Origin of the sequence: Mesorhizobium comanense, from assembly GCF_005503535.1 — a bacterium.
Lineage (GTDB): Bacteria > Pseudomonadota > Alphaproteobacteria > Rhizobiales > Rhizobiaceae > Mesorhizobium > Mesorhizobium comanense.
Map to the genome: position 1 here is coordinate 891,292 of NZ_SCNN01000001.1, position 21,554 is coordinate 912,845.

Genomic DNA, 21,554 nt, shown 5'->3' on the forward strand with positions numbered 1-21,554 from the left:
CATGACCCCGCTTGGCAAAAATGACGCGCTGGACCGCCACGCCTTGGTCATGGCGTGCTGGTTGGCGGCAGCCCTACCGGCTGCAATCCTGTTTGACTACGGGTTCGGGCAGGGTGGCGCACCTTACCTGTTCTGCGGGTTTGCCGCCGTTCTCACGGGGTTTGTGGCCCATGTGATTGTCAATGCGGTCTACGCGACAGGGTTCTCGCCGCGCGAACTGGGTTTGGGGCTGATTATCTACGGGGCCGGGCTCATCGCATTCGTGATGACGTCGCTCGTCAGCGCGCCCTTTGCGGCGCATAACTTCATGCCCCTGAGCGTCGGCTTTATCGTCACGGGAGCCGTCGTGATTTTCTACCTGATTACCCGCTTCGGGGCGCGTCAGGCGTTCGAAGGGTTCGATGCGATCCGCGACTTCCGTTCGGGGGAACGCGATCGAAGCCGTTCGACGGGAGCTCGCGAATGACCCCGCTGCTGGTTTCCACGCTCGGCATCATTGCGGTTTTTGGTCTCTATCTGGCCACCATCAGCGGTCGCCAAGCGCAGCAGGCGTCGGACTTCGTGGACGGCGGCCAGGCTCTGCCCCCCTGGGTGGTGATTTTCGCGGGCGCCGGGATTGCACTGGCCAGCCTTGGCCTTGCTGACCATCTCGCGCTGCTGGCCACGTTCGGCCTGCAGTACAATCAGGTCGCGGTCGGCTTGATCGTGGTCGCCCTGTGCGCCGCTCTGACGCAGAAGCGGATTTGGCTCGCGGCCCGGCTGACGGACCTGCGAACCCTTGGTGACCTGCTCGGCGACTATTTCGGCAGCACGACCCTTCGCATTTTCATGCTCGTGGTGTTGTTTCTCTTCAGCATTCCCTTTGCAGCCATGTGTCTGGCTCAGGCGGGCGCACTTGTAGGCGCCGCAAGCGGTGCCGATGTTCCGCCCGGACTGGCGATCTGGGCGATCGCTTTCGCTCTCTTCGTGTCGAGCGTCATCGGCGGCTGGCGCGGCATTGCCTATGTCGTTGCAGCCCAATCCCTGCTGGTGATCGTCCTGGTCATGTTTTTCGGCGGTTTCACAGGCTTCACGGTTGAGAAACTGGCATTCGCAGCTGGTGGTATTTGGACAAGCGCCGGCATCCTCCCGGACAAGATTCCGGGGGTCATCCAGTTCACGGCTGGGATCGGCAAGGCACCGCCGATTGGAGGCATCTGGACGGCCTTTGCGGGCTTGACCTTCGCGCTGTCACTGGCAGGGATCGCCATCAGTCCGGGCTTCAGCTTCCTCGGCATCACCAGCAAACCGCATCGCGCCTTTGCCTTCAGCCAGGTGTGGATGATTGCAGGCGTCACGGCCGGCGCGCTCATGCTCGTCGGGCCGGTTCTTGCCGCAGAGATCGCTTCCGGTGAATCCTTGACCGCCTTCATGTCACGGCTGGCCACAATTGATCAGATGGCCGGTGTCGGCTTTGCCGTGCTGTTGGTGGGATCAGCTCTTATTGCCATTGCTTTTTTCGCCGGGTCAGGCGCCTGCGTCTGCACGATCGAGCTCACCTCCCGTTATCTTGTGCCGGGCATGGACCCGCGTACGATAAGGTTTGCGGCTCGTGTGGCTCTGGCTGCTGTCTATGCAGCTGTCGCTGTGATCGCGAGTTACGCGCCGCTGAGCGCGACGATCTTTTCGTCCCTTACGCTCAGCCTCTCGGTCCAGCTCCTGCCGGCTGTTTTGGGCCTCTGCTGGGTGCGGTGGATCAGTCGCAGCGGCGTGCTCACCGGCCTCATCGTTGGAACTCTCTTCGTAGTGTTTACCGAGAGCTTTGGCCTGATCCTGTTCGAGCGGCTGTTCGTCGAGCTGCCGTGGGGTCGCTGGCCCCTGTCGATGCACTCGGCCGGATGGGGGCTGATTGCGAACTTTGCAGCCTGTCTGTTGGTGTCCCTGTTTACGCGAAGCGATGCGGGAAGGGATCGCCGGGACCGCCTGCACGAAGCGTTTGAGGAAAGCGAGCCGGCCCGGCTCGGCAGCCCCGCCGCGACAACCGCGAAATGGTCACTGACCTTGCTGTGGGCTTTCTTCGCCCTTGGGCCTGGCGCGATCCTTGGCAACACATTTTTCAGCGAGCCCATCTTTGCCGGCACCGTCGTGGCGCCAGGCGTGCCGTCCCTCCTGATCTGGCAGGTCCTGTTCTGGTTCGTGGGCATCTTCATAGTCTGGTGGCTGGCCTACCGGGGGCGGTTGTCCGTCATCGATGATCTGCCGCGCTGCAGGATCAAGCTCGTGCCAGACCCAAATCCCCTGTTTGAGCCCATCACCACACCCTGGATCGCTCGGCTCCTCAACCGAGTGACCGGCCGCTAGGGGGCTCATGTGGACGGCATCGATCTCAGGCGCTTGCGGTATTTCATAGCGGTCTGCGAGCATGGCGGGTTTTCCCGGGCGTCTCAATCGATTGGCGTGGCGCAGCCATCGCTCACCCGCCAGATCAAGCTGCTTGAAAAGGAAGTCGGAATAGCCTTGATCACCCGCAGCGGTCGTGGCGCCGAGCCCACCGCCGAAGGGCGGTTTCTTCTCGGCCAGTCGCGCATGCACATTGACGGCTTGGACGACGCGGTCCGGGAGATGCGTCAACGCTCGAATGGAATGAGAGGCGAGATATCGCTTGGCATCTGCCCGACCATAGCGTCGCTGTTTCTTGAACACATCCGTGCCTTTGTCGGGTCTCAGTATCAAGGCGTGACCCTGAATGTGGTCGAAGCTTACAGCGGTGACCTTGCCAGCCTGATGCGCGGCGGAAGGCTTGACGCGGCGCTCACGTATCGGCCGACCTCATCAGAGGGGCTTGATATTCTGGATCTGTTTTCCGAGCGGCTCGTGCTGGTCACCTCGTATTCGAGTGCCAAGCTCGAAGCCCCACGCCAGCTCATCGACATCAGTAAACTTAAGCTCATCCTTCCCAGCGAAATCCACGAGTTGAGGCGGATAATCGACCGGGTCTACCGCGTCAGGAATATCCCGCTCAAGCCAGAGCTGGAGCTCGATTCCCTCGGCGCGGTCAAAGCTGTCATCGGGGACAAATCCACGCAGTACGCAACCATCCTGCCTCACTCCAGCGTGGCCCGCGAGCTGGCTCAAAACATGTTGAGTGCCGCTCCGATCGCCGATCGGGACATGACGCGTACCATTGCGGTGGTCCGGCCGCAGGACAGGCTTTCACAGCATGACCTGCTCCCCGTCCTGATCGACGAAGTTTGCCGGCTGGCGCAGCGGCTGAAGAAATCCCTTGGAAGCGCGCGCGTCACGTCCTCGGCCCAGAGTTAGAATAAGTTGGCGATCGAGGCATTGCCTCAATAACAAAATGTTATACGGTAGCCTTCCATTCCAATGCAGGGAGCCGGATTGGACCTCCGTCAGCTTAAATACTTCTCCAAGGTCGTTGAAAGCGGATCCTTCTCAAAGGCCGCCACTCAACTGCACGTGGCGCAGCCAGCGCTGAGCCAGCATGTGCGGCACATGGAGGAAGAGCTCGGCTTGGCGCTGCTGCATCGCGGTCCGCATGGTGTTAGCACAACCGAAGCCGGCACGCGTCTCATGGTTCACGCGAAGCGCATTCTTGCCGAGTTTGCAGAAATAACCGACAGCGTCAGGGGAGCGGCGATCGCCCCTCGTGGCGAGGTCCGGTTCGGGTTGCCCGGCACCGTCAGCGAGCTGATGGCTGCACCGCTTATCGAGGCAGCCCGCGAGCGGTTTCCCGAGGTGCGTATTCGCATCGTCGAAGCGATGAGCGGCTACATTCTCGAATGGCTCAAACGTGGCGAAGTCGACCTGGCAATGATCTACGCCACATCGGATCCGCGAGGGTTGGCGGTGCATCACGGCCTGTCTGAGGAAATCTGTCTCTTTGCCAGCACGGCGATGCCGGGCATTGATGCCTTCCCTGGCTCGTCGGTAGAACTGCGCGACGTCGCCAGTCTGCCGCTGGTCGTTCCAGGGCCCGGACATGGGCTGAGAGAGTTGATCGACGCGGTGGCCATCTCCGTGCAGGCCGTGATCAATCCAGCCATTGAGATCGATTCCTATACTCAGATCAAACGGCTGGTGACCCGTGGCATCGGCTACGGCATCCTGCCAAGAATGGCGATCAACACGGAATCGCAGGCCGGGCTGTTCCGGGCTTGGAGTTTCAAAACCCCGGCCATCACCCGGAAAGTCTATCTTGCCTATTCCACCGAGCGGCCTTTGCAGACAGCGCCACGGGCCGTCGGACAGCTCTCGTGGGAAATCCTCCGGCAGCTGGTGCGCGACCAGGTGTGGAGTGCGGACCTGACCGACGAAACGCAGCGCCCGGATCTTTTCGGCTAAGCCTTACTTGCCACGGCGAGTGTACCGTTTCGCTATACCTCCCATTACAAAACGCTATTTGACGGAGGCACCCCTTCCGGTGCGAAGGTATCCCAAAAGCAGCATAAGGAGCGAGCCATGCCAGGCGCGCTGGAGGGAACGACCGTCATTTCACTGGAGCAAGCCGTCGCCGCGCCGGTCGCGACGTCCCGGCTCGCCGACGCTGGCGCGCGCGTCATTAAACTGGAGCGGCCGGAAGGCGATTTTGCGCGCGGCTATGACGACTACGTCCATGGCCTTTCGAGCTATTTTATTTGGAACAACCGCGGCAAGCAGTCCTGCACCGTCGACTTGAAGCAGCCGAATGACCTTGCATTGGTCGAATCCATGCTGTCCACCGCCGATGTGTTCGTCCAGAACCTTGCGCCCGGTGCAACCGACCGGCTGGGCATCGGCAGCGCCGATCTTCGACGCCGATATCCCAGGCTGATTGTCTGTGACATCGCCGGCTATGCGCCGGGAACGCCTGACCATCATCGAAAGGCCTACGATCTGCTGATCCAGGCCGAAGCGGGTCTGGCGGGAGTCACCGGGTCAGCGACGTCCGGACCGACCCGGGTCGGCATATCGATCTCCGATATCTCAACAGGGCAGGGGGCTTATGCGGCTATTCTTGAGGCGCTGATCATGCGCAGTCGTACCGGCGAAGGCGCCCATCTGCAGATTTCGCTGTTCGACACGCTGGCCGAGTACATGAACGTGCCGTACCTGACGCGACACTACGGTGGCATGGAGCCGCGCCGGCTTGGGCTGGCCCATACCTCGATTGCACCGTACGGCCTGTTTAAGATCAGTGACGGCGAGATTTTGATCGCGGTCCAGAACGAACGCGAATGGGTGGTCTTCTGCGACAGCGTCCTTCGCCAGTCAGCGATCGCCTCCGACCCGAGGTTTGAGCGCAACGTCTTACGCATCAAGAATCGCGAGCCGCTCGACGCCTGCGTGCAGGAGATTCTCGCCAGCTACACGATGGCGACATTATGCGAACTGCTCGATCGGGTCCGCATCGCCTATGGGCGCGTTTCCACCATGGCAGATCTCGCCACGCATCGCAGTGCGACGAAGGTGATGGTCGAGACGGCTGTGGGGCCCGTCGAGCTCTTTGCCCCGCCAGTCACCGTGAACGGTCAGCGCCCGGTCCTTGGCAGGGTGCCGACACTTGGCGAGCATGATTTGGACCTGAGGCAGGAATTCAGTCCCAGGGATCGTGCAGGTACCCAACGGATAGGAAATGCAGTGCTATGAGTTTGACCCGCGACCTGACACGGCTGATCCGGGAAAAGCCGGTGACCGACAGTGACCTCAAATGGGCGTCGCTGTTCGTGCTGGACACGCTTGGCTGCGCCCTGGGCGCTTTGCCTACGGCGCCGGCGCGCATGCTCAAAGCCGTGGCGCCACCGGAGCGCGCGGACACCGCGCGCAAGGCGTTCTATCTGGGTGGGCTGTCGCATATCCTGGAAATGGATGATCTGCATCGGGATTCGGTGACCCATCCGGGCAGCGTCGTGATCCCGGCCGCATGGGCGGTGGCACACGACCAGGACCTCGGTGGCGAGGCCTTCTTGAAAGCGGTGCTTGCGGGCTATGAGGCCTGCTGCCGCATCGGCAATTCCGTCGGCAAAAAGCATTACCGGGTCTGGCACAACACCTCAACCTGCGGGCCGTTCGGATCGGCAATGGCCGTTGCGGAACTCATCGGCCTTGATGACGACAAGACGGTATGGGCGCTGGGCAATGCGGGCACGCAGTCGTCGGGGCTGTGGGAGTTTTTGGCCGAAGGTGCCATGAGCAAGCATCTTCACACGGCCAGGGCGGCCGAGTCCGGCGTCCTTGCGTCTTTCCTGGCCAGAGAGGGCTTCACTGGCGCGGAAAACATCCTGGAAGGCGACAAGGGTTTCTACGCGGGCCTCTGCCCCGACCCGATCCCCGAGGCTGTGACCGCAGGGTCCGAGCGTCCGTGGCAACTGATCAATACGTCGATCAAGCCTTGGCCTTGTTGCCGGCATACGCACCCCGCCATCGATGGCGCGATCGCCCTCCACCACGAGATCGCCGGCGAACCCATCGCCCGGGTCCTTGTTGGGGCCTATCGCGCTGCCCTCGATGTGTGTGACCGGCCGTCGCCGGAGGATCCCTATAGCGCCAAGTTCTCGCTGCAACATACCGTCGCCATCGCCCTAGCAGATGGCCGGGTCGACCAGGCCAGCTTCGATTCTGATGCACGCCAGCGCATGGTGGGCGAGCGTCAGAAGGTCGACGTTGACCTCGCGCCTGGGATTGAGGCAGCTTACCCCGAGTCATGGGGTGCCGAAATTCAGGTCGAGACGGTCTCCGGCCGGCGCCTTTCGGCGTCTCGCCATGACGCCAAGGGCGATCCAGACAACCCGGTGACGGCGGCCGAGCTCACTGAGAAGGCCCACACGCAACTCGTCGCCGGAGGCTGTTCGGGCGCCCGTGCCGACGCCTTGATCAGCGCGATCCTTGGCCTGACTGACAACCGCCCGGTGCGCGCGCTGAACCTGTTTGAAGACACAGGGGATGCGCGTCCTCAGGTCCGTGCCGCGCGGAGCGCCTGATGTTCAAAGACTTCGACCATGACGACATCCGCGAAGCGGTGCGCCGGCTTTGCGAACAGTTTCCAGGCGAATACTGGCGCAAAATGGATGCGGACAGGTCTTATCCCGTCGATTTCGTCAACGCCCTGACCGAAGCAGGCTACCTCGCGACCCTGATTCCGGAAGAGTACGGCGGATCAGGCCTGACGCTGTCGGCCGCCGCCGCAGTGCTTGAGGAGATCCAGCGGGCTGGCTGCAACGGTGCGGCATGCCATGCGCAGATGTATGTCATGGGGACGGTTTTGAGGCACGGCAACGCCTCACAGAAGGAGATGTACCTTCCGAAGATTGCCTCCGGCGAATTGCGGCTGCAGGCGTTTGGCGTGACCGAGCCGACCAGCGGCACCGACACGACATCGATCCGCACCTTTGCGCGCAAAGACGGCGATCATTACGTCGTCAACGGGCAAAAGATCTGGACCAGCCGGGCCGAGTACTCGGACCTCATGCTGCTGCTGGCGCGCACCACGCCCAAAGACCAGGTCGCGAAGCGCACCGAAGGACTTTCGGTCTTCATCCTCGACATGCGTGAGGCGCTTAAGCAGGGGCTCACCATCCGTCCGATCCGGACGATGATGAACCACGCCACAACCGAGGTGTTTTTCGACAACGTCAAAGTTCCGGCCGAGAATCTAGTCGGCGAGGAAGGCAAGGGCTTCCGTTACATTCTTTCGGGCATGAACGCCGAGCGGATTCTGATCGCAGCTGAGTGCGTGGGCGACGCCAAATGGTTGATCAAGAAGGCCTCGACTTATGCCTGCGAACGCAACGTCTTTGGCCGTGCCATTGGCGCCAACCAAGGCATTCAATTTCCCATCGCGAAGGCCTACGCCAACATGCGTGCGGCCGAACTGATGGTCCGCGAAGCCACCCGCCTTTATGAAGCGGGCCTGGACTGCGGCGCGGAGGCCAACATGGCCAAGATGCTGGCTGCGGACGCGTCAAACGAGGCTGCAAACGCCTGCGTGCAGACCCATGGCGGTTTCGGCTTTGCCGAAGAATACGACGTCGAGCGCAAGTTCCGTGAAACCCGGCTTTACCAGGTGGCACCGATCTCGACCAACCTCATCCTGTCCTACCTTTCCGAGCATATCCTCGGAATGCCAAGGTCCTATTGACGGGGCAGCACGTGGACGCGCCAGAACAGAAGCCGTTTGCGGAATGGGTCGGCCGTCAGAGCGAGAGCTGCGATGTCGTGTCCGAGCGGCTGGTGCTGAGCTATAAGGCCATTTTCGAGCCGCATCTGGCGCCTGCAGCGCCTGATCGGGCACCTTTGGGCATTCACTGGTGCCTCTCGCCGGCGATCGCCGGCATGGACCAATTGGGAGCTGACGGTCATCCGGCCAAAAATCTGGCTTTACCCCCGGTCCCGCTGCCGCGTCGCATGTGGGCGGGAGGAGAACTGCAGGTCCTCGACGCTTTCCACATCGGCGACAACGTCCGTCGGGTGTCAACGATCCGCGACATTACCCACAAGCAAGGCCGCTCGGGCGACCTCTGGTTTGTTGTGGTCGGCCACGACTATCACACCGACAGAGGCCTTGCGCTGACCGAGCGCCAGGACATCGTTTACCGGGAAGCCGCCTCGTCCGACTCCGGCCCCCGACCGCCCAGTGATCCCGCAAAGGCAAAGCCGATCGTGATCCGCCCGGCCAATGAGGTTTGGTCGCTTGTTCCATCCACGACACTGCTGTTCCGTTACTCGGCACTGACGTTCAACGGCCACCGCATCCACTACGACCTCCCTTACGCGACCGAAGCCGAAGGCTACGACGGTCTGGTCGTGCATGGCCCCTTGCAGGCAACAGTCTTGCTCAATCTCGCAACAGTCCAGGGTAACGCGATACCATCGGTGTTTCGCTACAGGGGGGTTGCCGCTGCCATAGCAGGTCACGAACTGACCTTCAGGGCGGGGATTGATGGGCAGCGGCTTTGGACACAGGGCGCCGGCGGTGCGGTTCATATGGAAGCCGAAATCGAGCGGGGGGAGGTCCAATAATCATGTCTGACGCCTTGGTCGCCATCGCCCCCCTCTTCGTCCCGGCCGACCGCCCGGAGCGCTTTCAGAAGGCCGACCGATCAGGGGCCGACGCCATCATCATCGATCTTGAGGATGCTGTTGCGCCTGCCGGCAAAGACGCCGCGCGCGCGAACCTCGCAGGCGCTCTGGCGCTGCAGAATCCTACCTTTGTGCGGGTCAATAGCGAAGACAGCGTCTGGTTCGATGCCGACCTCTCGACGATGAAGGAACTTGGCCTGCGCCGTATCTGCCTTCCTAAAGCGGAATCGGCCGCAACACTCGACAGGATTGGCCAGGTCCTGGGCGAGGACGTCGAAATTCTGGCGCTGATCGAAACGGCGAGGGGACTGGAATCCGCTGCGACCTTGGCCGGACACGCTCGCGTCGTAAGGCTCGCGTTTGGCCCCGCAGACTTCGCGTTGGACCTTGGTGTGCCAGCGTCGGACGCTTTTAGAGCTCATGCCCTCATGCGGCTGGCCGTGGCGAGCCGGGCTGCCGGCAAGGCTTTGCCCTTGGATGGCCCATCGTTTGAGGTGTCAGACCTCTCCAGCCTCGCGTCCGAGTGCCAGCAGGCGATTGGCCATGGCGCTGGTGGAAAATTGTGTATTCATCCTTCCCAAACCGCTTCCGTCACCGGTGCGTTCCAACCCAGTGAAGAGCAACTCGCGTGGGCACAGCGTGTCGTCGACTCCTCCCAAGACGGCGCGGCGCGCCTAGTCGACGGCAAAATGATCGACGCTCCTATCATCGCCCAGGCCCGTGCGCTGCTTCTGCGGGGCCGTCAACAGCCCAATAAAGGTGTTTAGCCATGGCCGTATCAGCGACACTTCTCAGCAGGGTCAAGGACAAGGATCTAATCCGCGAGGCAGGATTGATCGGCCAGGACTGGCTCGACCGATCGCAGTCCGGCCGCACCTTCGACGTCACCAACCCGTCGACGAATGAAGTTCTTGCAACGCTGCCGGATTTCACCCGGGCGGAGATCGCCAAAGCCATCGACCTGGCCTATGTCGCTCAGAAGGACTGGGCTGCCCGCACCGGCAAAGAACGTGCGGCCGTCCTGCGGCGCTGGTATGATCTGACCATCGAGAACATCGATGATTTGGCGACGATCCTTACCGCCGAGATGGGAAAGCCGTTTGCGGAGGCTAAGGGCGAAATCCTCTACGGAGCGTCCTACATCGAATGGTTCGGCGAAGAAGCCAAACGCGTCTATGGAGACACCATTCCCGGCCATGCTCGCGACAAACGCATTGTCGTGATCAAGCAGCCGGTTGGCGTCGTTGGCGCTGTCACGCCCTGGAATTTCCCGTCGGCGATGGTCGCGCGCAAGATCGCTCCTGCGCTGGCCGTGGGTTGCTCGATTGTGTTCAAGCCGGCCGCCCTGACGCCGTTGTCTGCATTGGCGCTGGCCGTGCTCGCCGAAAGGGCAGGGGTTCCGGCCGGGCTCCTCAGCGTCGTTCCGATCACCAAGAGCTCGGATTTCGGGGATGAGGTGTGCGAGAATGAGAAGGTGCGCAAGCTGACATTTACCGGATCTACCGAAGTCGGCCGGACCCTCATGGCGCAAGCGTCGGCCCAGGTCATGAAACTCAGCATGGAGCTAGGCGGCAACGCGCCATTCATCGTGTTTGACGACGCTGACGTTGATGCCGCCGTCGAAGGCGCCATTGTCTCAAAGTATCGCAATGCCGGGCAGACTTGCGTCTGCGCCAACCGTCTCTATGTGCAGAGCGGTATTTACGACGCGTTTGCCGAAAAGCTTGCCAGGCGTGTGAAAGCCTTCAAAGTCGGCGACGGCTTCGCCGAAGGGACGGAGATCGGCCCGCTGGTCGACGATCGCGCCGTGGCCAAGGTCAGGCGCCACATTGAAAACGCCGTCTCACAGGGCGCCAGCATCGCCGCTGGCGGTCCGGATCATCCGTTGGGCGGCAACTTCATTTGGCCGACCGTGCTGACCGGCGTGACGTCCAAGATGGCGGTCGCCCGTGAAGAGACCTTCGGTCCTTTGGCTCCGTTGTTCCGCTTCGAGACGGTCGAGGATGTCATCGCGATGGCGAATGACACCGAATTCGGGCTCGCGGCGTATTTCTACGCCAAGGATATGGGTCGGGTTTGGGCCGTGGCCGAGGCGCTCGAATACGGCATGGTCGGGATCAATACCGGCCTGATTTCAACCGAAGTCGCGCCATTCGGCGGCATCAAGCAGTCAGGCTTCGGTCGCGAAGGCTCGAAATATGGTCTCGAGGATTTCCTCGAACTCAAATACCTGTGCTTTGGAGGGCTTGCCAATTGAGTCGGAAGGCTGCAGGAGCGCGGATTGCAAGAGGATTTCGCCCACCTGCGAGGGCAGCTTGGTGGACATTCCGCTCTCAGCCCATTTCCGTCATTCGCTGCACGGAAGTTCCTGGGTACCTGCGGATATATCAAAGCCTGTAATAGTCGCGTTCATCATCCCTAATTTTAGGCACAGCGGGTAGAGATCGCATCGCAGGCAAGCTGCATTCTGCCAGTCTTTGCTGCTAAGGCGTGTTCTTTCGCGGCTTGCGAGCTCTGAGCAAGGCTGCGGGAGCCGGTGCGCGCCATACGACCTGGTAGGCTTCCACCACATTGGTGGCAGTAACGCTGAGGCCGGGAAGCGCGATCCAGGGCGGCGGCTGGCGCTCGAGCAAACCGAGAATGGTGGCGATGCCGGCGGCAACGCCCTGATCGTAAGGCAACTGCGCGGCAATGCCCCTGATCAGGCCGCCACCGGCAAGATCGGCCGCGACATCGTTGCCGAGGTCGACGGTCGTCACCGGGATCGTCTTTCCCGTCTCGCTGATCGCGGCGACGGCGCCCGTCGCCGGCACGTCCCAGACAGCGAACAGGCCCGCAAGATCGGGATTGGCCTGCAGCAGACCAGCGGTCGCAGCCTTCGCCTGCGACACGTCGGCAAACTTGCCGCGCACAAGCGAGAGATCCGGCCTGTGGGCAGCGATCCACTTGCGGAAGGCGATTTCGCGCTCGTGCGTGGCGAAGAAATCCACACCATAGGCCAGGACCCCGATCTTGCCGCCCTCAGCCACATGAGGCGCCAGCAACTCCGCCCCGATCTGCCCCAGGCCGAAATTGTCGGTGGAGATGACGCTGACATAGTCCTTGCCGGGCAGCATGCCGGTCGGAGCATTGTCGAGCAGCAGAAGCTTCTTTCCGGCGGCCGGTATCGCACGATGAGCAGCGGCCGCCCGGCTGCTGCCGATCGGAATGGAAACCACGGCATCCACCGGCTCGGTGGCAAGGCGCTGCAATTCGGAAATCTGCCTGTCGATGTCGAAGGCGCAGTCGATGACCTCGACGACCGCCGCACCATAGCGGCCAAGCGTGGCGACGATCCCGGCCAGTTCCTCCTTGGCCCAGTCGCTCATCGTGGTGTGGAGAACGACGGCGACCGAAAAGTGCCGGTTGCGGGCGGCATCGGCGTCGGCATCCGACAGTCCGACCTGGTTGGCCGGAACCGCTCGTTCGCCATGCGGCCCAAGGCCGGTGATTGCCATCGCTCAATCCTCCTCAGGCGCCAGCAGCGCTCGATCGATTCCGCCGATACTATGCAAGCGTCCCGCCCGGTGGCCTGGGTTTAGCCGGCCGGGTGCTGATGTCGAGCGCGGCCCGTGCGAGAAAATCCTTGAATTCCGGATGCTCGCGTGGTGAGCCCAAGGTAATCCATCCCTGCAGGAATCTCGGGTCGAACAGCGCCTCAGTCACGACCTGCGCGGCGCCGACCAGTCCGGCCGAACCGCCCATCTGCGAGCGCACGATGCGCAGGTCGCGCGTAACCACCGGATGCGACTGGCGATAGACCGCCTCGCGCACGGCTGCCAGCAGGATATCCCCGGTCTCGGCGACGTTGCCGCCGAGCACGATCAGCGATGGGTTGAGCAGGTTGGCCATGGGCGCCAGCACTTCGCCGACCGCGCGGCCGCAGCGCCCGAGAAGGTCGATGCAAAACGGGTCGCCCAACTGGGCACCGTGGCCGGCATCGGTAACCGCAACCTCGCCGGCACGCGCCAGCACCTCGGCGAGGTAGGGACTGCGCCCGCTTTCTCCGGCCTGACGGGCCTCGCGCTCCAGCACCTCGCTGCCGGCGACAGCCTCGAGATTTCCACCCTCGATAAAGGTGTAGCCAATCATGCCGGCAGCACCCTGGGCGCCACGATGCAGCGCGCCTTCCGAGACGACGCCGGCACTGATGGAGCGCCCGAGCTTGACGAAGATCATGTCGGTCAGGCCGACGCCGCTGCCAGACTTCAACTCACCCATCGTCATCGTTTGAACGCCGCTTCGCGCCCAGACCGGCGCGTCGACAAGCGCGGCCAACTGCTCGACGAAGGGAAATCCATCCCAATTCTGGAACGCTTTCAACGCCGGCGCGAATAGCCGCTGGCCATCGGGCTTCTCGACGGCTCCGGGTACCGCCAGCCCCACCCCCCAGATGCTGGCCTCGCTGCCGTGTTCTTCCAGCATCCAGGCAAACAGCGTCGCCAGCCGCTGGAGCACCGGCTCGGGTCCTGCCCCGAGTTCGACGGCCTCGTGATGTTCGGCCAGCAGGCGTCCCGACAGGTCCGAGACGCCGACCGCCAGCGAGGAATGATCGAGCACGGCGGCAAGGATCATCCCCATGCGTGGACGGAAGCGGACATGGCGGGGCGCGCGTCCGCCGATGGCGGGGCCGAGTTCGCCTTCTTCGATAAGTCCGAGCCGAAGCAGCGTGGCAAGGCGGTCGGTGACGACGGCGCGCCCAAGCTCGGACTGGTGCTCCAGCTCCTGGCGGGTCGTCGCTGTGCCGGTCCGCACAAGGTTGAGCAGCGCGGCCAGGCTGCCATGCGCGGATTCGCTGACGCGCGGCCGGCCAGCGGCACGACGTGGCGCGGCGACCTCGGTGCTGTCCTCGCCCATATCCTTGCCGCGCCTCATCTGCCGATCCTGCGGTGCCGCCACGTCGACCAGGCCAGGGTTATCTCCGTGCCGTCTCAGCTCAACGCACCCATTTTGCCATGGGTAACGTGGCCTCATTTACGGATCAAGTGATAACTTATGCTTTTTACAAACAAAAGTATGCCAACTTCTGCATTTTAATGATTGACGAAAGCTGAAAGGAGCGCATAAGTATCGGCAGGCTCGGAGGAGGGCCCAAGCGCGGCAGACCTCGCGAAGGCGACGGATGCCGCACGAGCATCGGCCAAACAACAATGCCGCGATCCGCGCTGGGCGGGGTCGCGCGCCGACTATGCATGGGAGGATACGAGATGCCGGTGAAACTGGCCTATCATGCCAATTGCTGGGGTCCGCTCGGCGGCAATGCCGTCGGCGTCACCTCCATCATCCAACTCACCTATCGCACCTTCGGCGACATGGAGCAGGCGATCCGTGACATCGGCGCGGCAGGATATGCCGGGACCGAACTCTTCGACGGCAATCTTCTCGACTATGAAGGACGCCATGGCGACCTGCGCGCTGTCTTGAACCAATCCGGCGTCGCCCTCGTCGCCGGCTACTCCGGCGCAAACTTCATCTTCGACGATATCCTCGGCGAGGAGTTGGCGCGCATCGAACGCGTGGCGGGTGCTGCGGCCGAACTCGGCGCCGAGCATCTGGTCGTCGGCGGCGGTGCCAAGCGCGCCAAGGGCCGCCAGCCTGATGATTTCAAGCGCCTCGGCGCGGCACTCGACAAGGTCATCGATATCGCAACCAAGGCGGGCTTGCGTGCGCACTATCATCCACATCTGTCGACCATCGTCGAAGGTCCCGACGACGTTCGCGAGGTTTTCAAGCATACCGCGATCGATTTCTGTCCGGACACCGCCCATCTGGCAGCCGCGGGCGGTGATCCGGCCGCGCAGATCCGGGAATTCAGCAAGCGTATCAGCTACGTGCACCTGAAGGGCTGGCAGCAGGATCCCTTCGCCTTCACGCCGCTCGATCGCGGCGATCTCGACATGGCGCCGATCGTCCAAGCACTGAAGGACACCGGATTTTCCGGCTGGATTGCCACCGAACTCGATGCCTGGCCCGACCCCAGGAGAGGAGCGGAACTCAGCATGAATTATCTGAAAGAGGCTTTGAAACAGAGTTGAACCGACGGGTACTGCGCCCGTCCTCAGGGAGGAGACCTAAGATGACACGTTTCAAGACAATAGCCGGGGCTTTCACGGCGGCATTGCTGGCCACCAGTCTCTACACCGCTGCACCCGCCTTCGCCGACCCGGATTCGGCACTTGCCGAGCTGCAGAAGACGGTGCTCTCCAAGGGTCCTAACGGCGAAGCCCCGGCGTCGGCGGCATCCGTCAAGCTGACCGACGAAGAACTGGCAAAGATAAAGGACATGAAGGCGACGGCGGCGATCGTCATGCACTATGGCGGCAATGACTGGTCACGTGCACAGGTCGCCGGTCTCAAGGATCAGTTCGGCAAGATGGGCATCGAGGTGATCGCCACCACCGATGCCGGCTTCAAACCGGAAAAGCAGGTCGCCGATCTCGAAACGGTGATGGCGCAGAATCCGAAGATCATCGTTTCGATCCCGACCGATCCCTCGGCGACGGCCTCCGCCTACAAGGCCGTCGCCGACAAGGGCGTGAAGCTCGTGTTCATGGACAACGTGCCGACCGGCTTCGTCGCCGGCAAGGATTATGTCTCCGTCGTCTCCGCCGACAATTACGGCAATGGCGTCGCGGCGGCGCATCTGATGGCCAAGGCGTTGGGCGGCAAGGGCGACATTGGCCTGGTTTTCCACGCCGCCGACTTCTTCGTCACCAAGCAGCGCTATGAGGGTTTCAAGAAGACCATCGCCGACAACTATCCCGACATCAAGATCGTCGCCGAACAGGGCATTGGCGGGCCGGACTTCACGGGCGACGCCGACAAGGCAGCGTCGGCAATCCTTACCTCCCACCCGACCATCAACGGCATCTGGGCAGTGTGGGACGTGCCGGCTGAAGGCGTTATCTCGGCGGCGCGCACCGCCGGTCGCGATGACCTCGTCATCACCACTTGCGACCTCGGCGAGAACGTCGCCATCAACATGGCTAGCGGCGGTTTCGTGAAGGGCCTCGGTGCCCAGCGTCCGTTCGACCAGGGCGTCACCGAAGCCTTGCTCGCCGGCTATGGCCTGCTCGGCAAGGAGGCTCCTGCCTTCGTCGCCTTGCCGGCGCTTCCGGTCACCAGGGACACGCTGCTCGCGGGCTGGAAGGCCGTCTATCACGCCGAGGCGACCGACAAGATCAAGGGCAGCATGTAGCGCGCCCCGCGGCCGGCGCACTCCCTGCCGGCCGCACCTTTTTTCAATTCAACAGGAGACCATCATGACCAGGACGCTCAACGTGGCGATGATCGGCGGCGGCTTCATGGGCAAGGCCCATGCGCTTGCCTATGCGGCAATGCCGATGTTCTTCTGGCCAGCCCCCGCCATTCCCGTGCGCAAGGTGGTGGTCGATATCACCGAGGCGTTGGCCGACGAAGGCCGGCGCCGCTACGGGTTCGAGGAATCATCGGCTGACTGGCGCGCGGTGGTGAAGCGGCCAGACATCGACGTCATCGATATCGTCACCCCGAATGACAGCCATGCGGCGATTGCGATCGCGGCCGCCGAGGCCGGCAAGCACATCATCTGTGAAAAGCCGCTGGCGCGCGGCGGCGACGAGGCAAAGACCATGCTCGACGCGGTCAAAAAGGCCGGTGTCATCCATATGGTCGCCTTCAACTACCGTCGCACGCCGGCAGTGGCGCTGGCCCGCCAATACATAGAGGAGGGCCGCATCGGCAATATCCTCAACTTCCGCGGCACCTATCTGCAGGATTGGTCGGCCGACCCCGATTCGCCTCTGTCCTGGCGCTTCCAGAAGAAGATCGCCGGCTCGGGTTCGATCGGCGATATCGGCACCCACGTCGTCGATCTTGCCCGCTATCTGGTCGGTGAAATCGCCGAGGTCAGCGCGCTGGTGCGCACCTACAACAAGACGCGGCCGATCGCGCGCGGCAATCTTGACAGGCTGGGTGCCGCCGAGAAGAACACCGGTGCCGAGCGGGCCGAGGTCGATGTCGACGACGAGGTGGTGACCCTGCTGAAATTCGCGGACGGCGCGATCGGCTCGCTTGAGGCCACCCGAAACGCCTATGGCCGCAACAATTTCATCACCTTCGAGATCCATGGCACCAAGGGCTCCATTGCTTTCAACTACGAACGGCGCGACGAATTGCAGGTGATGTTCGCCGATGACCCCGCCGATGCTCGCGGCTTCAGGACCGTCTATTCCGGTCCGGCGCACCCGTATGGGGCCGGACTGTGGCCGATCCCGGCGCTCGGCATCGGCTATTCAGAAACCAAGATCGTCGAGTGTTTCGATTTCTTCTCGGCCATCGTCTCGGGCAAACAACCTTCGCCGAATTTCGAAGATGGCTACAAGACCGAACGGGTCGCCGACGCGCTGATCGAATCGGGTGAAAGCGGCAAGTGGACCATGGTACGGTCATGACTGCGGCGACGCCTGTTCATGCGGTTGAGATGAAGGGCGTCACCAAATCCTTCGGCGGCGTCAAGGCGCTGGTCGACGTCGACCTGCAGGTGGAGAAAGGTGAAATCCATGCCCTGCTCGGCGGCAACGGCGCCGGCAAGTCGACCATCCTGAAAGTGCTGAACGGCGTGCATGTGCCGGACACCGGCACCATTCTCGTCGACGGCAAGCCACTGGCGGAGATCTCGCCCGAAGCCTCGCGCCGGGCGGGGATAGCCATGATCTTCCAGGAAATGAGCCTGATCCCGACGCTGACGGTGGCGCAGAATGTCTTTCTGAACCGCGAAGCCAAGGGCGCGTTCGGTCTGATCGACGACCGCACCGCCGAAAGGCGCACCAGGGAACTGTTCGACATGCTGCAGGTCGAGGTAGACCCGAAGGCGACGGTCGGCAATCTGGGCGCCGGGCAGCGGCAGCTGACCGAAATCGTCAAGGCGATCTCGCAGAACGCCAGGGTCCTGGTGCTGGACGAGCCATCGACGGCGCTGGCGGTGTCCGATGTCGAGCGGCTCTTCACTTTCCTGCGCAAGCTGAGATCGGAAGGCGTCGCCATCATCTATGTCTCGCACCGCATGGATGAGATCGCCCGCATTGCCGACCGCGCTACCATCTTGCGCGATGGCCGCCACGTCATCACCGCATCGCTATCGGAATTGCCAATCGAGGCGATGATCGAGCACATCGTCGGCAAACGCTCGCGCGGCCTGTCGGATGTGGTGCGCGGCGAATCGAACGTCGGCAAGCCACTGCTTGAGCTCGAAAATGTTTCGGGAGAGCTGAAGCCCAGGAATGCCAGTTTCGTCGTCCACAGCGGCGAGGTTGTCGGCCTTGCCGGCCTGCTCGGTTCCGGGCGTTCGGCGATCGCGCGTGTCATTGCCGGCATCGATCCGATTGTCGAAGGCGAGATCCGCATCGCCGGCAAGCCGGTCGCGATCACCAGACCGAGCGACGCCATCGAAGCGGGCGTGGCGCTGGTGCCCGAGGACCGCTTGCGCCAGGGCGTCATATCGGAGCATTCGGTCGCCTCCAACATGACGCTCGCCGTGCTCGACCGGCTGAGCAGCAATACGTTCGTGTCGAAGAAAAAGATACGCGACTTGACCGACGAACAGATCGCAAGACTGCGGGTCAAGACCGCGTCGCGCGACAGCGCGGTGCGCACGCTTTCGGGCGGCAACCAGCAGAAGGTCGTTATCGGCAAATGGCTTTCGACCGAACCGGAAATCCTTGTCCTCGACGAGCCGACCTCCGGCATCGACATCGGCTCGAAGTCGGAGATCATCATGCTGGTGCGCGAACTCGCCAAGGCCGGCAAGGCGATCATCATGATCTCCTCGGAGCTGTCCGAGATGCTGTCCGCTTGCGACCGCATTATCGTCATCGCTGAAGGCCGTGTCATGGATGATATCAGCCGCAGCGATCTCGACGATCCGTCGGCGCCCAAGGACGATCCGATCGCGCAGCTGCAGGCGGCCGAGCGCAAGTTGCAGATCGTCATCCAGAACGCTCTGACCAAGAACCAGGGAGGAACACATGTCCGCTAGCCAGGCTGCCGGATCGACGTCTTCGCTCACGGCGAGGCTTGGCCTCACCAACTGGCGGCAGAATATCATCTACATCGGCTTCGTCGTGATGTTCATCATTTTTGCGGTCACGCTGTTCGACAAAGGCTTCCTCAATCCCAACAACCTGCTCAACATCGTGCGCCAGACGGCAATGATCGCGGTGATGGCGATCGCCATGACCTATGTGCTGTCGGCCGGCGAGATCGACCTGTCCGTTGGGGCGGTGGCGGGACTGGCCTCGGTGACGACGGCAATGGCGATCGACGCCGGCGGACCGCTCACCGGTGTGATGGCCGGTCTCGCCACCGGTGTTGTCGTCGGCACCTTCAACGGTCTGTTGACGACGAGGATCGGCATTCCATCCTTCCTCACGACGCTGGCCATGATGGGCATCGCCACCGGCACCGCGATGTGGATCAGTGATACGGCGGCGGTGCCCATCATCTCGAAGAGCTATGCCTGGATTTTTGGTGGCGGCAATGTCGGACCGGTGCCGGTGCTGTTGATCTGGATGCTGGTGCTGGGCGCTGTCGGCCATGTCGTGCTGAGGCGAACGAGCTTCGGCCGGCGCGTGCTGGCCACTGGTGGCGGCGAAATCGCGGCGCGCTATTCCGGCATCGACACCAAGTCGATCAAATTCCGCGTCCTCATCATCTCCGCCATGGCGGCCGCGCTGGCTGGCATGCTCTATGCCGGGCGGTTGCAATCCGGACGCTTCCAGCTCGGCCAGGGCGACGAGTTGTCGGTCATCGCCGCGGCGGTGCTTGGCGGCACCAGCCTGTTCGGCGGTTCCGGCACGGTGATCGGCACGATTGTCGGCGCGCTGATGATCGGTCTCATCAACAATGGCCTGATCCTGATGGGGCTGGAGTTCAGTCAGCAACTGATCGCGCGCGGCGCCATCATCATCCTTGCCGTTGCGCTCAGTCAGGGAAGAAAGTGACATGACGGTTCCCTACACGGTCATCGGCACTGTCGTTGCCAAACCCGAAACTCGCGAGGAACTGCAGGAAATCCTGTCGGGCTTCGTCGCGCCGACACGTGCCGAGGACGGCTGCATCAACTATGATTTTCATGTCGACCCTGCGGACCCTTGCGTGTTCATGTTCTACGAGAACTGGCGCTCGAAGGGCGATCTCGACCGGCATCTGGCGATGCCCCACCTGAAGCCGCTGTTCGGGCGCCTCGACGACCTCGTCGCACGGCCGGTCGATGTCCGTCGCTTCGTCATGCTGAGCCAGATAGCCGATTGACGTCCGGCAATGGTGTCAGCTTGCTGCTCAGATTTCCCAGAAAAGCGGTGACTTCCAAGATGGTGATCCGATGAGCGATCGTTTCGAACCCATCCGTCTCGGCATGGTCGGAGGCGGGCAGGGCGCCTTCATTGGCGCGGTGCATCGGATCGCGGCGCATATGGACAATGATTTCGTGCTGGTCGCTGGCGCCCTGTCGTCCGACCCGGCTCGGGCCAGGGCTTCGGCTGCCGAACTCGGGCTCGACCCCGACCGCAGCTACGCCTCCTATGCCGAGATGGCCAAGGCCGAGGCGAAACGCCCCGACGGTATCCTCGTTGATCGAACATCACACACATAGAGCAAAGCTGGTTGGCTCGAAAGATCGCGCAATTATGCGTGCGGCAGTCGGCGGCAATGGCGTGCAATTAGGCCGGACCCTACCTTCGGCTGCGTCGACACGTTGCAACAGGAAGCCTAGTTTGTGATCGAAGCGAACCGTCCTATCTGGCTGATGGGCGCTGGTTCTCCTATTCCGTCCAGGGGTACGAAGCATATGATGAGTTTCTAAAATACAAACTTGGCACTACCTACATCAGTTATCACAAATATTTCTTGTTTGCCTGCTTGCGTCCTACAAACCACCGGCGCATGAAAGTGCTGACACCCTGTTGGCCGAGATCTCGGCGAGGCCTGCTCAATCCTTGGCGTGTGCGAGGGAGACTCTCCGGCTTCCGCGCGTCGAAGCCATCGGCCTCTACTGCCATTTCGTCGACATCGTCAGGGTCTTCCTGTTTCCCGTTCTCTACCTGATCAACCGATGAGCGAAGTTCGCAAACTCACATTCGCCTTTCCTGGCCTCATGATCTTGCTGGCTTTGACGGTCGGTTCGTCATTCCTGGATCTCGGTGGACTGAACTCCGCGCTCAATCTGGCGATTGCAGCAGGGAAGGCCGCCATCATCGCCGCCCTGTTCATGCATCTGGGCGGCGCCGGCTTGTTGCCGCGTCTCGCGGTTGCGGCGACGGGACTGTGGCTGGTAATCCTGTTTGGCCTGACGTTGCTCGGCCAATGAGAGCCCCCACACCAGCACCCGGCAGTTGAAGGAGCAAAGTGGAAGAACCTGCAAACTCCAAGCCCGCCTAGATTCGGGCGCAGACAGCCCCTGCGTTCAAAAGCCACTAGCGCGAGTT

General features: G+C 62.3%; 19 protein-coding genes and 1 pseudogene. 18 read left to right on the forward strand and 2 right to left on the reverse strand.

Going from position 1 to position 21,554, the window contains the following annotated elements; genetic code table 11:
- Nucleotide 1 precedes the first annotated feature (1 nt).
- The 10 genes from FFS37_RS04135 (at nt 2) to FFS37_RS04180 (ending at nt 11,311) form a co-directional block, all read left to right on the forward strand.
- Nucleotides 2-466, forward strand: a complete 465-nt coding sequence (locus FFS37_RS04135) for a hypothetical protein (protein ID WP_137929644.1) — start codon at nt 2-4, stop codon at nt 464-466.
- Complete coding sequence (locus tag FFS37_RS04140; protein WP_137929645.1) at nt 463-2,340, forward strand: hypothetical protein; 1,878 nt, start codon at nt 463-465, stop codon at nt 2,338-2,340. The genes FFS37_RS04135 and FFS37_RS04140 overlap by 4 nt, the downstream gene beginning before the upstream one ends.
- A gap of 9 nt (nt 2,341-2,349) precedes the next feature.
- Nucleotides 2,350-3,300: a LysR family transcriptional regulator gene (locus FFS37_RS04145; protein ID WP_137929646.1), complete on the forward strand. Its 951-nt coding sequence runs from the start codon at nt 2,350-2,352 to the stop codon at nt 3,298-3,300.
- Between the two features lie 78 nt (nt 3,301-3,378).
- Nucleotides 3,379-4,341, forward strand: coding sequence for a LysR family transcriptional regulator (locus tag FFS37_RS04150; RefSeq protein ID WP_171026155.1), 963 nt, complete (start codon nt 3,379-3,381; stop codon nt 4,339-4,341).
- A 117-nt stretch (nt 4,342-4,458) separates the two neighbouring features.
- Nucleotides 4,459-5,625 carry a CaiB/BaiF CoA transferase family protein gene (locus tag FFS37_RS04155; RefSeq protein ID WP_137929648.1) on the forward strand — a complete coding sequence of 389 codons (1,167 nt, stop codon included), beginning with the start codon at nt 4,459-4,461 and terminating at the stop codon, nt 5,623-5,625.
- Nucleotides 5,622-6,956, forward strand: a complete 1,335-nt coding sequence (locus tag FFS37_RS04160; protein ID WP_137929649.1) for an MmgE/PrpD family protein — start codon at nt 5,622-5,624, stop codon at nt 6,954-6,956. The genes FFS37_RS04155 and FFS37_RS04160 overlap by 4 nt, the downstream gene beginning before the upstream one ends.
- Complete coding sequence (locus FFS37_RS04165; RefSeq protein WP_137929650.1) at nt 6,956-8,113, forward strand: acyl-CoA dehydrogenase family protein; 1,158 nt, start codon at nt 6,956-6,958, stop codon at nt 8,111-8,113. Before FFS37_RS04160 ends, FFS37_RS04165 begins: the two co-directional genes overlap by 1 nt.
- A gap of 11 nt (nt 8,114-8,124) precedes the next feature.
- On the forward strand, nt 8,125-8,994 hold the full coding sequence (locus FFS37_RS04170) for an FAS1-like dehydratase domain-containing protein (protein ID WP_137929651.1): 870 nt from the start codon (nt 8,125-8,127) through the stop codon (nt 8,992-8,994).
- 2 nt (nt 8,995-8,996) lie between these two features.
- Nucleotides 8,997-9,821: an HpcH/HpaI aldolase/citrate lyase family protein gene (locus tag FFS37_RS04175; protein WP_137929652.1), complete on the forward strand. Its 825-nt coding sequence runs from the start codon at nt 8,997-8,999 to the stop codon at nt 9,819-9,821.
- Between the two features lie 2 nt (nt 9,822-9,823).
- The gene (locus FFS37_RS04180; protein ID WP_137929653.1) at nt 9,824-11,311 is read left to right on the forward strand and encodes an NAD-dependent succinate-semialdehyde dehydrogenase; all 1,488 of its coding nucleotides are present in this window, start codon (nt 9,824-9,826) and stop codon (nt 11,309-11,311) included.
- A gap of 226 nt (nt 11,312-11,537) precedes the next feature.
- Here the strand turns inward: FFS37_RS04180 and FFS37_RS04185 are convergent, their stop codons facing one another.
- Together FFS37_RS04185 and FFS37_RS04190 are read right to left on the reverse strand one after the other, a co-directional pair.
- A complete protein-coding gene (locus FFS37_RS04185) occupies nt 11,538-12,551 on the reverse strand; it encodes a substrate-binding domain-containing protein (protein ID WP_137929654.1) in 1,014 nt (337 codons plus the stop codon).
- 49 nt (nt 12,552-12,600) lie between these two features.
- On the reverse strand, nt 12,601-13,968 hold the full coding sequence (locus FFS37_RS04190; protein ID WP_232375564.1) for an ROK family protein: 1,368 nt from the start codon (nt 13,966-13,968) through the stop codon (nt 12,601-12,603).
- 332 nt (nt 13,969-14,300) lie between these two features.
- Between FFS37_RS04190 and FFS37_RS04195 the strand changes: the two genes are divergently transcribed.
- The 8 genes and pseudogenes from FFS37_RS04195 (at nt 14,301) to FFS37_RS04235 (ending at nt 21,436) form a co-directional block, all read left to right on the forward strand.
- A complete protein-coding gene (locus FFS37_RS04195; protein WP_232375565.1) occupies nt 14,301-15,128 on the forward strand; it encodes a sugar phosphate isomerase/epimerase family protein in 828 nt (275 codons plus the stop codon).
- Nucleotides 15,129-15,169: 41 nt separating this feature from the next.
- Entirely contained in the window at nt 15,170-16,291 is a 1,122-nt protein-coding gene (locus FFS37_RS04200; RefSeq protein WP_137929656.1) for a substrate-binding domain-containing protein, read from the forward strand.
- Nucleotides 16,292-16,355: 64 nt separating this feature from the next.
- On the forward strand, nt 16,356-17,525 hold the full coding sequence (locus FFS37_RS04205; RefSeq protein WP_137929657.1) for a levoglucosan dehydrogenase: 1,170 nt from the start codon (nt 16,356-16,358) through the stop codon (nt 17,523-17,525).
- The gene (locus FFS37_RS04210; protein WP_137929658.1) at nt 17,522-19,108 is read left to right on the forward strand and encodes a sugar ABC transporter ATP-binding protein; all 1,587 of its coding nucleotides are present in this window, start codon (nt 17,522-17,524) and stop codon (nt 19,106-19,108) included. Before FFS37_RS04205 ends, FFS37_RS04210 begins: the two co-directional genes overlap by 4 nt.
- On the forward strand, nt 19,098-20,072 hold the full coding sequence (locus FFS37_RS04215; RefSeq protein ID WP_137929659.1) for an ABC transporter permease: 975 nt from the start codon (nt 19,098-19,100) through the stop codon (nt 20,070-20,072). Before FFS37_RS04210 ends, FFS37_RS04215 begins: the two co-directional genes overlap by 11 nt.
- Before the next feature lies 1 nt (nt 20,073).
- On the forward strand, nt 20,074-20,382 hold the full coding sequence (locus tag FFS37_RS04220; protein WP_137929660.1) for a putative quinol monooxygenase: 309 nt from the start codon (nt 20,074-20,076) through the stop codon (nt 20,380-20,382).
- Between the two features lie 70 nt (nt 20,383-20,452).
- A pseudogene (locus FFS37_RS04225) lies at nt 20,453-20,695 on the forward strand (gfo/Idh/MocA family oxidoreductase); the annotation flags it as partial.
- 486 nt (nt 20,696-21,181) lie between these two features.
- Nucleotides 21,182-21,436: a cytochrome C oxidase subunit IV family protein gene (locus FFS37_RS04235; RefSeq protein WP_137929661.1), complete on the forward strand. Its 255-nt coding sequence runs from the start codon at nt 21,182-21,184 to the stop codon at nt 21,434-21,436.
- Nucleotides 21,437-21,554 lie beyond the last annotated feature (118 nt).